Source organism: Pseudomonas sp. B2021 (genome assembly GCF_018135665.1).
Classification (GTDB): domain Bacteria; phylum Pseudomonadota; class Gammaproteobacteria; order Pseudomonadales; family Pseudomonadaceae; genus Aquipseudomonas; species Aquipseudomonas lactis.
The window spans coordinates 3,294,173-3,307,482 of the sequence record NZ_SMOF01000001.1 but is presented as its reverse complement, the minus strand read 5'-3'; the positions used below and the strand labels follow the sequence as shown (position 1 = coordinate 3,307,482).

Sequence of the window (13,310 nt, the reverse complement as noted above, 5' to 3'; positions counted from 1 at the left end):
ATATGCCACGTTTTTCCCCTTTGATCGCCTGTGTTGTGCAGGTGTTGTTCGTGTCGGCAGGAGCCCACGCAATGGCTAGCAGTCTTGTATTACCCACCTCCGCGCAGCTTGCCGGGCAGTGGGAGCTGAAGCAGCAGGATCAGGTGTGCGTGCTGAAGTTAGTGGAGCAAGCCAATGCCCTTGGGGGCGATATCGCTTGTGCCGAGCAGTGGCTGGGCGACAAGCCGCAGACATGGTCACCCACGCCGGATGGTATCTGGCTGTTTAACGCTGAAGGCTCAGGGATCACCCATTTAAATCGCCAGAAAGAGGGCGACTATCAAGCCCGCACCAAAGCTGGCGAAGTTGTAACGCTGCAACGTAAACCTTAATTAAAAGTTATAAGCATATAACTCGATTTGTTAGGCGGCCGTACCCTACTTGGTAGGGGTGACCCTTTTGCGTAATTCGCTGCAAGGAAAAACAATTAATATGGCGAAGTCCCATGGGGTGGCGCCCTTATTCAGGGCGCTGGGTGAATACAAGAGTATTTTGATCAGCGTTGGCTGTTTCACGGCACTGATTAACCTATTAATGCTGGTGCCCTCGATTTACATGCTGCAAGTGTATGACCGTGTGTTGTCCTCCCAGAATGAAACCACCCTGGTGATGTTGACGCTGATGGTCGTGGGCTTCTTTGCGTTTATCGGCCTGCTGGAAGTGGTGCGCAGCTTTATCGTGATCCGCATTGGCAGCCAGTTGGAGCGGCGTTTCAACTTGCGCGTGTACAAAGCCGCGTTCGAGCGCAACCTGCAGCGCGGCCAGGGGCATGCCGGGCAATCCTTGGGCGACCTGACCGCTCTGCGCCAATTCATCACGGGGCCGGCGCTGTTCGCGTTTTTCGATGCGCCGTGGTTTCCGATCTACCTGTTCGTGATTTTCCTGTTCAACGTGTGGCTCGGCGTGCTGGCTACGGCGGGCGCGGTGCTGTTGATCGCACTGGCGTGCCTTAACGAATACTTGACTAAAAAGCCGTTGGGCGAGGCCAGCGGCTATTCGCAGCAGTCCACCCAACTGGCCACCAGCCATTTGCACAACGCCGAAACCATCCAGGCCATGGGTATGCTCGGCGCGCTGCGCCAACGCTGGTTTGGCGTGCATTCGCAGTTCCTGGGCTTGCAGAACCAGGCCAGCGACACCGGTTCGATCATCACCTCCTTAAGCAAATCCCTGCGCCTGTGCCTGCAATCACTGGTGCTGGGCCTGGGCGCCTACCTAGTGATCAAGGGCGACATGACCGCCGGGATGATGATCGCAGGCTCCATCTTGATGGGCCGCGTACTCAGCCCCATCGACCAATTGATTGCGGTGTGGAAGCAATGGAGTTCGGCCAAGCTGGCCTACCAGCGCCTCGACGAGCTGCTGCGCGAATTCCCGCCAGAGGTCGAGCACATGGCCTTGCCGGCGCCCCACGGCCAGGTCAGTTTCGAGCAGGTCAGCGCCGGCCCACCGGGGCGACGCATGGCCACCCTGCATCAGGTCAGCTTCAACCTGGCCGCCGGTGAAGTGCTGGGCGTGCTCGGCGCGTCGGGCTCCGGCAAATCCACCCTGGCCCGCGTGCTGGTGGGCGTGTGGCCGACCCTGGCCGGTACCGTGCGCCTGGACGGCGCGGATATTCACCGCTGGAACCGCGACGACCTCGGCCCGCATATCGGCTATTTGCCCCAGGACATCGAGCTGTTCAGCGGCAGCATCGCCGACAACATCGCGCGCTTTCGCGAGGCCGACCCGGAGCTGGTGGTCAAGGCCGCGCAACAGGCCGGTGTGCATGAATTGATCCTGCGCCTGCCCCAGGGCTACGACACCGTGCTGGGCGACAACGGCGGTGGCTTGTCCGGCGGCCAGAAACAGCGGGTCGCCCTGGCTCGCGCCCTGTACGGCGGGCCGCGCCTGATCGTGCTGGACGAGCCCAACTCCAACCTCGACACCGTCGGCGAAGCCGCATTGGCCAGCGCCATCATGCAAATGAAAGCCCAGGGCAGCAGCGTGGTGCTAGTCACCCATCGTTCCTCGGCATTGGCCCAGGCCGATAAATTGCTGGTGCTCGGCGAAGGCCAGTTGCAGGCATTCGGGCCAAGCCAGGAGGTGCTGCGGGCGTTGTCCGGGCAGCAGGAAGCGCCGAAAGAAAAAACCGGTGTCAGTTTCAGTCGTCAGTACCCGGCCGCAAGGAATCCAGGCGCATGAGCAGCCTTACTGTTGAACCTCGTAGCAAAGAACGCGATGCCGGCTTTTTCGTAAAAATGGGCTGGGTGATGACCATTGTCGGTGCCGGCGGGTTTTTCCTCTGGGCCAGCCTCGCACCGTTGGATCAAGGCATACCGGTCCAAGGCACCGTGGTGGTGTCTGGCAAGCGCAAGGCGGTACAAACCTTCAGCCCCGGCGTGGTCAGCCGCATCCTGGTGAAAGAGGGCGAACTGGTCAAACAAGGGCAGCCGCTGTTTCGCCTCGACCAGACCCAGAACCAGGCCGATGTGCAATCGCTGCAAGCCCAGTACCGCATGGCCTGGGCCAGTGTGGCGCGCTGGGAGAGCGAACGTGACAACCTGCCCGGCATTACCTTTCCCGCTGAACTGAGCGCCAATCCCGATCCCGCGCTGATGCTGGTGCTCGAAGGCCAGCGCCAGCTGTTTAGCAGCCGTCGCGACGCGTTCGCCCGTGAACAGGCCGGGATTCGCGCCAGCATCGAAGGCGCCACCTCTCAGTTAAGTGGTATGCGCCGTGCGCGCAGCGACCTGACCTCACAGGCCCAATCCCTGCGCGCGCAACTGAGCAACCTGCAACCCTTGGCCGACAACGGCTATATCCCGCGCAACCGGCTGATGGACTACCAGCGCCAGTTATCCCAGGTGCAGCAGGACCTGGCGCAAAACGCCGGGGAAAGCGGCCGGATAGAGCAGGGCATTGTCGAATCTCGCCTCAAGTTGCAGCAGCACAGCGAGGAATATCAAAAGGAAGTGCGCAGCCAACTGGCCGACGCGCAACTGCGCAGCCTGACCCTGGAGCAGCAACTGACCTCCGCCGGCTTCAACCTGCAGCACAGCGAAATCAACGCGCCGGCCGATGGCATTGCGGTCAACCTCAGCGTGCACACCGAAGGCGCCGTGGTGCGCGCCGGTGAAACCCTGTTGGAGATCGTGCCCCAGGGCACGCGCCTGGAAGTGGAAGGGCATTTGCCCGTGCACCTGGTGGACAAGGTCGGCACGCACTTGCCGGTCGACATCCTCTTCACCGCCTTCAATCAAAGTCGCACTCCACGGGTGCCGGGCGAAGTCAGCCTGATCTCCGCCGACCAGATGCTCGATGAAAAAACCGGCGCGCCGTATTACGTGCTGCGCACCAGCGTGAGCGAGGCGGCGATGGAAAAACTCAACGGCCTGGTGATCAAGCCCGGCATGCCCGCCGAGATGTTCGTGCGCACCGGCGAGCGTTCCTTGCTCAACTATCTGTTCAAGCCGCTGCTGGATCGCGCCGGCTCCGCGTTGACCGAGGAATGAGCATGAAGCCAGTGTTCATTTCGCTGTTGCTGGTGTGTGGCAGTGCCCAGGCAGCCATGGGGCCCTTCGATGTGTACGAGCAGGCGCTGCGCAACGACCCGGTATTCCTCGGCGCCATCAAGGAACGCGACGCCGGCCTGGAAAACCGCACCATTGGCCGCGCCGGCTTGCTGCCGCGGCTGTCCTACAACTACAACAAGGGCCGCAACAATTCCGAAGCGCACCTGCCCGACGGGCGCGGCGGCAGTTACCGCGACGACCGCAACTACAACAGCTACGGCTCGACCTTCAGCTTGCAACAGCCGCTGTTCGACTACGAAGCCTATGCCAACTACCGCAAGGGCGTGGCCCAGGCGCTGTTTGCCGATGAGAGCTTTCGCGACAAGAGCCAGGCGTTGCTGGTGCGGGTGTTGAGCTATTACACCCAGGCGCTGTTTGCCCAGGACCAGATCGACATCGCCAGGGCCAAGAAGAAGGCCTTCGAGCAACAGTTCCAGCAGAACCGCCATCTGTTCCAGCAAGGCGAGGGCACCCGCACCGATATCCTTGAAGCCGAGTCGCGCTATGAGCTGGCCACCGCCGAAGAGATCCAGGCCCTGGATGAGCAGGACGCCTCGCTCCGGGAACTGGGCGCATTGATCGGTGTGCAAAGTGTCAACATCAACGACCTGGCACCGCTGAACCAGAGCTTTGCCGCGTTCACCCTGACCCCGGCCAACTACGACACCTGGCATGAGTTGGCATTGACCAACAACCCGGTGCTGGCTTCGCAGCGCCAGTCCCTGGAAGTGGCGCGTTATGAAGTGGAACGCAACCGCGCCGGGCATTTGCCGCGAATCACCGCGTATGCCACCTCGCGCAAGCAGGAGTCCGACAGCGGCAACACCTATAACCAGCGCTACGACACCAACACCATCGGCGTCGAAGTGAGCATGCCGCTGTATGCCGGTGGCGGTATCTCGGCCTCCACCCGCCAGGCCAGCCGCGCCATGGAGCAGGCTGAGTACGAGCTGGAAGGCAAGACCCGCGAAACCCTGATCGAACTGCGTCGCCAGTTCAGTGCGTGCCTGTCAGGCGTGAGCAAGTTGCGCGCCTATCAGAAAGCGCTGGCATCCGCCGAGGCGCTGGTGGTGTCGACCAAGCAAAGCATTCTGGGCGGCGAGCGCGTCAACCTCGACGCCTTGAACGCCGAACAGCAGCTGTACAGCACCCGCCGCGACCTGGCCCAGGCGCGTTATGACTACTTGATGGCCTGGACCAAATTGCACTACTACGCGGGCAACTTGCGTGACACCGACTTGGCCAAAGTGGACGAAGCCTTCGGCCCAGATGGAAAACTGTAGGAGCGAGCTTGCTCGCGAAAAACGTCAACGATAACGCGGGCAACCTGGATGCACGCGGCGTCTGTGAGTGCTTCGCGAGCAAGCTCGCTCCTACAGGGGGAATAACAATAATAGGGAGTGTGCACATGATCACCGATTCACCACGTTTCAAACCCTTCACCGCAGGTTCCTTGCTCTTGCTGTCCGTTGCGGCACAGGCGCAATACACCGAGACCGGCCAACCGGGTAACCCTGCCAGCTGGCGCTCGACCGAGTACCAGAGCGACTGGGGCCTGGGCCGTATGAAAGCCGATGAAGCCTACGCCGCCGGGATCAGCGGCAAGGGCGTGAAAATCGGCGCGCTGGACTCAGGGTTCGATGCCAATCACCCCGAAGCCGCCAAAGACCGTTTCCACCCGGTCACCGCCACTGGCACCTATGTCGATGGCAGCGCCTTCAGCACCACCGGCGCGCTCAACCCGAACAACGATTCCCACGGCACCCACGTCACCGGCACCATGGGCGCCGCCCGCGACGGCGTGGGTATGCATGGCGTTGCTTACAACGCGCAAGTCTTTGTGGGCAACACCAACGCCAACGACAGCTTCCTGTTCGGCCCCACGCCAGACCCCAAATACTTCAAGACCGTGTACACCGCTTTGGTGGACTCCGGCGTGCGCGCTATCAACAACAGCTGGGGCAGCCAGCCCAAGGACGTCAGCTACCAGACCCTGGACAACATGCATGCGGCGTACGCCCAGCATTACAACCGGGGCACCTGGCTGGACGCTGCGGCGGACGTGGCCAAGGCCGGTGTGATCAACGTGTTCAGCGCTGGCAACAGCGGCTATGCCAACGCCAGCGTGCGCTCGGCCTTGCCGTATTTCCAGCCGGAACTGGAAGGCCACTGGCTGGCCGTATCCGGGCTGGATAAAGCCAACAACCAGAAATACAACAAGTGCGGCGTCGCCAAGTACTGGTGTATTTCTACCCCCGGCGCGCTGATCAACAGCACTATTCCCGACGGGGGGTATGGGGTGAAGTCCGGCACCTCGATGTCAGCGCCCCATGCCACTGGCGCGTTGGCGCTGGTGATGGAACGTTATCCTTACATGACCAACGAGCAAGCCTTGCAGGTGCTGCTGACCACCGCCACGCAGCTCGACGGCTCGATCACCCAGGCGCCTAACGCCATCGTCGGCTGGGGCGTGCCTGACCTGGGCCGGGCGATGCACGGCCCAGGGCAACTGCTCGGGCCCATGGAGGTCAACCTGGCAGCCGGACAGGCTGACGTGTGGAGCAACGGCATCTCCGACCAGGCGCTCATCCAGCGCCAGGCCGAGGACCGCGCCGAACACACGGCTTGGCAGCAAACCCTGATCGACAAGGGTTGGCAAAACGGCGTGGGCGCCACTGCCAGCCAGCAGGACCAGACCGACTACGCCATCGGCAATGCCCGCGACCAGGCCGCCGCCAACCGCGTGTACGAAGGCAGCCTGATCAAGGCCGGTGCCGGCAGTCTGGTGCTCAGCGGCGACAGCACCTATCGCGGTGCGACCCTGGTCAACGGCGGACTGTTGGCCGTCAATGGCTCGCTGGCTTCGGCAGTGACGGTCAATGACAGCGGCACCCTGGGGGGGGCCGGACGTATCGCCGCGCTGTCGGTAAACAGCGGCGGCCGTGTGGCGCCAGGCAATTCGGTGGGTACATTGCAGGTGGCGGGGGATGTAAACCTCGGCGCCGGCTCGACCTATGCCGTGGAACTGACGCCCACCAGCAGCGACCGCATTGTTGCCGGCGGTCAGGCAGTTCTGGGCGGCGGCACCGTCACGCTGGCGCTGGAAAACAGCCCCACCTTGCTCAGCCAGAGCGAGGCCCAAAGCCTGATCGGCCGGCAGTACTCGATTCTCGAGGCAGCGGGCGGCATTCAGGGCCAGTTCGGGCAAGTGCTGCCCAACTACCTGTTCCTCGGTGGCACCCTGGACTACGCCGCCAATGCCGTGCAACTGAACGTGGGGCGCAACGACGCCAGCTTCGCCAGCGTCGGCGCCACCCGCAACCAGCGCAACGTCGCGGCGGCCGCCGAGCAATTGGGCGCTGGCAACCCGGTGTATGAAAGCCTGCTGCAGTCGCAATCGGTCACCGTGGCCCAGCAGGGCTTGCAGCAACTGTCCGGGGAAATCTACCCCGCCGTGGGTGCGATGCTGATCAACGACAGCCTGCAACTGCGTAATGCCGTGGGCGAGCGCCTGCGCCATGTGCCAGTGACCGGTGAAAGCAACCTGTGGTTCAAAGCACTGGGCGCCTGGGGCAAGACCGACAGACGCACTGAAACGGCGGGTTCCACCACCTCCATCGGTGGCCTGTTGGCGGGCGTGGATGGCGCGCTGGATGAGCAGACCCGCGTGGGTGTGGTCGCCGGTTACAGCGACAGCTCCTTGAACATGGGCAGTGGTACCCATTCATCGGCATCCATCGACAGCTACCACTTTGGCGCGTACGCCGGGCGCGAGCTGGGTGATTGGCGCCTGAGCGTCGGCGGTGCCTACAGCTGGCATCGCGGCGATGTGAAGCGCGACCTGCAATGGGGTGATGTCAGCGGCAAGCAAAAAACCAAGCTGGACGCGACCACGGCGCAAGTCTTCACCGAAGCCGCGTACCGCCTCCGCCTGCAAGCCGTGGCGCTGGAGCCGTTCGCCAACCTGGCCTATGTGCATCTCAACAGCGAGTCCTTCCACGAAAAAGGCGATGCCGCGGCCCTGGAGCGCGGCAGCGACCGGCGTGACGCGGTGCTCAGCACCCTTGGCGTACGTGCCCTGAAAACCCTGGCCCTCAATGACCATCAGCAACTGGACCTGTCCGGTTCGTTGGGCTGGCAACACAGCCTGACGGCGGTGGAGTCCGAAGAGCACTTGGCGTTTGTCGCGGGCGGGCCTTCATTTGCCGTGCGCAGTGCGCCATTGCTGCGCGACGCTGCCTTGGTGGGCGTGCAGGCCAGCCTGGCGCTGAATGCATCGACACGGGTCAACCTGGATTACAACGGCCAACTGGGTGGGCGCGCGAAAACCCAGGGCGTGGGCTTGAGCCTGAACTGGCAGTTCTGAAGACACAGCGAACCTGATCGTTCCCACGCTCCGCTGATCGTTCCCACGCTCCGCGTGGTAACGCCTCTTGTGACGCTCCGCGTCACGCTTTGGGACGCAGAGCGTCCGGGGCCGCATTCCCACGCGGAGCGTGGGAACGATCAGCGGCGGTGTTCTGGAGAAGTGATTTACACACGTGCAATAAGAAAACTAAGGAAGGTCACCGTGAAAAAACGCAAGTCAGGGTTAACTACCGCCATCCACACAGGCCCGGGCTATCCGCTCAAGGCGCTGAGCTGCGTGCCATATGGCGCGTTGTTGTGTTGCCTGGCAAGCCTGGGGACCGCCCAGGCTGCACCCTATGTGGAAACCGGCAAACTGGGCGACGCCGCCAGCTGGCGCAGCAATGAGTTCAAGGCCGACTGGGGCCTGGGCGCCGTGCACGCCGACACCGCCTATGCGGCTGGCTATACCGGCAAGGGCGTCAAGCTGGGGATCTTCGACCAGCCGGTGTACGCCCAGCACCCGGAGTTCGCCAGCCCTGACAAGGTGGTGACGATTGTCACCGAGGGCATTCGCCAATACACCGATCCGTATATCCCGGTGAAGGCGGGCGACGCGTTCCGCTACGACGGCACGCCGTCCAAGGACTCCAACGGCAAATTGGGTAACCACGGCACCCACGTCGGCGGCATTGCGGCCGGTAACCGCGATGGCGGGCCGATGCATGGCGTGGCGTTCAACGCACAGATCCTCACCGCCGAAAACGGTGACCCGGGGCCGGAAGACGGGATCATCCTTGGCAACGACGGCGCCGTGTACAAGGCCGGTTGGGATGGGCTGGTCGCCAGTGGCGCGCGCATCATCAACAACAGTTGGGGCATCGGCATCGGTGATCAGTACGCCAAAGGGGGCCGTGATCCGGCGTTCCCCAACTTCACCGTCAACGAGGCCCAGGCGCAGTTCAATACCATCCGGCCGATCCTTGGCACCCTAGCAGGTGGTGCGTACCAAGGCGCCATCGACGCGGCCCGCAGCGGTGTGCTGACCATCTTTGCCGCAGGCAATGACTACAACCTCAACAACCCGGATGCGATTTCCGGCCTTGCGTATTTTGTGCCAGAGATCGCGCCTAACTGGCTGTCCGTCGCGGCCCTCCAGCAGAACCCGAATACCGCCAGCCCCGATCCGTATGTGATCAGTACGTTCTCCTCGCGTTGTGGCTATGCGGCGAGCTTCTGCGTATCGGCACCCGGCACCAAGATCTACAGCTCCATCATCAACGGTACCAGCCTGGAAAACCTCACCACCGACTGGGCCAACAAAAATGGCACCTCCATGGCCGCACCTCACGTGGCGGGCGCCGCAGCGGTGCTGATGGAGCGCTTCCAGTACATGAGCGGCGACCAGATTTCCACCGTGCTCAAGACCACCGCCACCGACCTCGGCGCGCCGGGCATCGACTCGTTGTACGGCTGGGGCATGATCAACCTGGGCAAAGCGGTCAACGGCCCAGGGATGTTTATCACCGCTGAAGATATCCCGGCCGAGTTCCGTATCGACGGCGCCTACGGCAGCGGCCAGTTCGTCGCGGACCTGCCGGGTGTCGGCGCGGTGGTGGATGCCGGCAAACCCACCCAGCGTGTGTGCGACGACCTGCACTGCGGGCGCGATGTGTGGAGCAATGACATCTCGGGCCATGGCGGCCTGACCAAGCAGGGCATCGGTACCTTGGTGCTCACCGGCGCCAATACCTACAGCGGGCCGACGCGGGTCAACCAGGGCTTGCTGGCGATCAACGGTTCGGTTACCTCCGACGTCACTGTGAGCCAGAGCGGCGTGGTCGGTGGTTCGGGGCGTATCGGTTCGCTGAGCGCGAACAGCGGCGGCACCGTGGCGCCGGGCAATTCCATCGGCACCTTGAACGTGGCGGGCAACGTCAACTTTGAACCGGGTTCCACCTACGCGGTAGAACTGTCGCCCACCAGCAGCGATCGCATCGTCGCCGGCGGCACGGCCACCCTCAACGGCGGCACCGTGACCCTGGCCCTGGAAAATAGCCCGACCTTGTTGAGCGCCACCCAGGCCCAAAGCCTGATCGGCCGTCAGTACAACATCCTGCAAGCGGCAGGTGGCGTCACCGGCAGTTTCGCGGCAGTGGTGCCCAACTACCTGTTTGTCGGCGGCACCTTGAACTACGCCGCCAACGGTGTGCAACTGGATGTGGCACGCACCAACAGCTTCACCAGTGTGGCCGCCACGCCGAACCAGCGCGCCGTGGCCGGCGCCGTCGAGCAATTGGGCGCGGGCAACGGTGTGTATGAAAGCTTGCTGCTGGCACCCACGGCCGCCTCGGCCCAGGGCGCGTTCCAGCAACTGAGCGGCGAGGTTTACCCGGCGCTGGAAACCGCGCTGGTCAATGACAGCCGCTACGTGCGCGAAGCCGTGGGCGAACGCCTGCGCAACGGTGAAATGGGCGCTGCCAGCCAAGCCATCGACAGCCGTGGCAACGTGTGGGTCAAGGCACTGGGCGCATGGGGCAAGACCGACAGCCGCAACGACACCGCGGGCTACACCACCTCCATCGGCGGCATGCTCGCCGGTGTGGACGGTGCCCTCGATGACGCCACACGCATTGGCCTGGTGGCCGGCTACAGCGACACGTCGCTGAACATGGGCAGCGGCACCCACAGCCGCGCTTCGGTCGACAGCTACCATTTCGGCGCCTATGCCGGGCATGAAATCGGCGCCTGGCGCCTGAGTGGCGGCGCGACCTACAGCTGGCACCGCGCCGATGTCAAACGCGACCTGCAATACGGCGACGTCAGCGGCAAGCAAAAGGCCAAGGTCGATGCCCACAGCACCCAGGTGTTCACCGAAGCTGCGTACCGCATCAACCTGCAACCGCTGGCCCTGGAGCCGTTCGCCAATCTGGCCTACGTGCACCTGGCAACTGACAGCTTCAAAGAGAAGGGCGACGCCGCCGCGCTGAGAAGTGGCGATGACAGCCGTGACCTGGTGCTCAGCACCCTGGGTATGCGCGCCTTGAAGACCTTCAATATCAACGATCACCAGCAACTGGAAGTCTCCGGCACCCTGGGCTGGCAGCACAACCTGAGCAGTACCGATTCGGAGCAGCACCTGGCGTTTGCCTCGGGCGGCCCTTCGTTCGCTGTGGAAAGTGCGCCAATGGTGCGCGATGCTGCGTTGGTCGGGGCACGGGTCAGCCTGGCCTTGAGCAAGGATGCGCGGGTGAACTTCGATTACAACGGCCTGCTGGCCAGCAAGGAGAAGGTGCACGGCGTCGGCTTGAGCCTGGATTGGGCGTTCTAAAGTTTTGAAAAACCACTGTAGGAGCGAGCTTGCTCGCGAAAAACTCAAGTGCGCCGCGTTCCTTCAGGTAGAACGCGTCATCGTTGACGACCTTCGCGAGCAAGCTCGCTCCTACAGGTGGTAACAGATAACAGGTGTTTTGGCTTTCTCTACAAATCCAACAACAGAGAGGCACTACCAATGGGTATCTTTGACTATAAAAACCTCGGTACCGAGGACTCCAAGGCGCTGTTCGCCGATGCCATGGCGATCACGCTGTATTCCTACCACAACCTGGATAACGGCTTTGCCGTCGGCTACCAGAACAACGGCCTCGGCCTGGGCCTGCCCGCCACCCTGGTCAGCGCGCTGATTGGCGGCACCAACGCCCAAGGGGTCATCCCCGGCATCCCCTGGAACCCCGACTCGGAAAAAGCCGCCCTTGAGGCGGTGCAAGCAGCCGGCTGGACGCCCATCAGCGCCAGCACCCTGGGCTACAGCGGCAAGGTTGATGAACGCGGCACCTTCTTTGGCGAAAAATTCGGCTACGGCACGGCGCAGGCCGAGGTGCTGGGCAAATATGATGACGCTGGCAAACTGCTGGAACTCGGCATCAGTTTTCGCGGCACTTCGGGGCCTCGGGAAAGTGTGATCACCGACTCCATCGGCGATGTGATCAGCGACCTGCTCGCCGCCTTCGGGCCCAAGGATTACGCCAAGAACTACGCGGGCGAAGCCTTTGGCGGCTTGCTCAAGAACGTGGCGGACTACGCCAGCGCCCAGGGCCTGAGCGGCAATGACGTCGTGGTCAGCGGCCACAGCCTGGGGGGCCTGGCGGTCAACAGCATGGCCGATTTGAGCGACAGCACCTGGTCAGGGTTTTATAAGGACTCCAACTACGTGGCCTACGCGTCGCCGACCCAGAGCGCCGGCGACAAGGTGCTTAACGTCGGCTATGAAAACGACCCGGTGTTCCGCGCCCTGGATGGCTCGTCATTCAACCTGTCGTCTCTGGGCGTGCACGACAAACCCCACGAATCGAGCACCGACAACATCGTCAGCTTCAACGACCACTACGCCTCATCCCTGTGGAACGTGCTGCCGTTTTCCATCCTCAACCTGCCCACCTGGGTCTCGCACTTGCCCACCGGTTACGGCGACGGCATGACCCGCATCCTCGATTCGGGCTTCTACGAGCAGATGACCCGCGACTCCACGGTGATCGTCGCCAACCTGTCCGACCCGGCACGGGCCACCACCTGGGTGCAAGACCTCAACCGCAATGCAGAGACGCACAAGGGCAATACCTTCATCATCGGCAGCGACGGCGACGACCTGATCAAAGGCGGCAGGGGCGCGGACTTTATCGAAGGCGGCAAGGGCAATGACACGATCCGCGACAGCAGCGGGCATAACACGTTTTTGTTCAGCGGGCAGTTTGGCAATGACCGGGTGATTGGCTATCAGGCGACGGACAAGCTGGTGTTCAACGATGTGGCGGGCAGCAATGATTACCGCGATCACGCCAAGGTGGTGGGCGGGGATACCGTCATTAGTTTTGGTACGGATTCGGTGACGCTGGTGGGTGTGAGCAGTCTGTCGGGGGAGGGGATAGTCATCAGCTAACGTATTCGGTGTGGGAGCTGGCTTGCCTGCGATGGCGGCGGTCGAGACAGCCATGCGGTGACTGACAAATCGCTATCGCAGGCAAGCCAGCTCCCACATTTGATGGGGTGTTGCTAGATGATCATTTTTCCTTACGCACCGTGGCCACATCATCGGCCTTGATACGAATACGCTTGCCGGCAATATCGGTGAACTCGTAGAAGCCGTCGGCCGTCTTGGCGTTGGGCGTGTCCTTGGTCAAATATTGCGTGCCATTTTGCAAGGTCACTACGGTTTGCGTGGAGCAACCGGCTAATACCAGAAAAGTGAGTGCAACCAGTGGCAGACCCAAATTCTTCATGTTCATAACCCTTACCTTTAACCCTGAAAAGTCCCGCAGCGTCTGGCTGCGCGGCCATAAATATTACTTGATCAACCCCCTCATCAGATTGTTT

The 13,310-nt window shown here is 62.4% G+C and carries 8 protein-coding genes and 1 pseudogene; 7 read left to right on the top strand and 2 right to left on the bottom strand.

Annotation, left to right across the window (positions count from 1 at the left end):
• Window positions 1–2: 2 nt before the first annotated feature.
• The 6 genes from E1K68_RS14755 to E1K68_RS14730 all read left to right on the top strand — a co-directional run bounded on the left by E1K68_RS14755 (window position 3) and on the right by E1K68_RS14730 (window position 11,271).
• Window positions 3–371: a protease inhibitor Inh/omp19 family protein gene (locus E1K68_RS14755; protein WP_003191151.1), complete on the top strand. Its 369-nt coding sequence runs from the start codon at window positions 3–5 to the stop codon at window positions 369–371.
• A gap of 100 nt (window positions 372–471) precedes the next feature.
• Window positions 472–2,223 (top strand): type I secretion system permease/ATPase, encoded by a 1,752-nt coding sequence (locus tag E1K68_RS14750; protein ID WP_212614326.1) that lies wholly within the window; start codon window positions 472–474, stop codon window positions 2,221–2,223.
• Window positions 2,220–3,533, top strand: a complete 1,314-nt coding sequence (locus E1K68_RS14745) for an HlyD family type I secretion periplasmic adaptor subunit (RefSeq protein WP_212614325.1) — start codon at window positions 2,220–2,222, stop codon at window positions 3,531–3,533. Before E1K68_RS14750 ends, E1K68_RS14745 begins: the two co-directional genes overlap by 4 nt.
• A 2-nt stretch (window positions 3,534–3,535) precedes the next feature.
• On the top strand, window positions 3,536–4,876 hold the full coding sequence (locus tag E1K68_RS14740; RefSeq protein ID WP_003191155.1) for a TolC family outer membrane protein: 1,341 nt from the start codon (window positions 3,536–3,538) through the stop codon (window positions 4,874–4,876).
• 125 nt (window positions 4,877–5,001) lie between these two features.
• Window positions 5,002–7,959 carry an autotransporter serine protease gene (locus E1K68_RS14735; protein WP_212614324.1) on the top strand — a complete coding sequence of 986 codons (2,958 nt, stop codon included), beginning with the start codon at window positions 5,002–5,004 and terminating at the stop codon, window positions 7,957–7,959.
• A 204-nt stretch (window positions 7,960–8,163) separates the two neighbouring features.
• A complete protein-coding gene (locus E1K68_RS14730) occupies window positions 8,164–11,271 on the top strand; it encodes an autotransporter serine protease (RefSeq protein WP_212614323.1) in 3,108 nt (1,035 codons plus the stop codon).
• Window positions 11,272–11,284: 13 nt separating this feature from the next.
• Here the strand turns inward: E1K68_RS14730 and E1K68_RS27845 are convergent.
• Window positions 11,285–11,398: pseudogene (locus E1K68_RS27845) on the bottom strand (outer membrane lipoprotein carrier protein LolA); the annotation flags it as partial.
• 53 nt (window positions 11,399–11,451) lie between these two features.
• Here E1K68_RS27845 and E1K68_RS14725 point away from each other — a divergent pair.
• Window positions 11,452–12,876: a lipase gene (locus E1K68_RS14725; RefSeq protein WP_094774836.1), complete on the top strand. Its 1,425-nt coding sequence runs from the start codon at window positions 11,452–11,454 to the stop codon at window positions 12,874–12,876.
• Window positions 12,877–12,997: 121 nt separating this feature from the next.
• Here the strand turns inward: E1K68_RS14725 and E1K68_RS14720 are convergent, their stop codons facing one another.
• A complete protein-coding gene (locus E1K68_RS14720) occupies window positions 12,998–13,222 on the bottom strand; it encodes a YgdI/YgdR family lipoprotein (protein WP_003191162.1) in 225 nt (74 codons plus the stop codon).
• Window positions 13,223–13,310 lie beyond the last annotated feature (88 nt).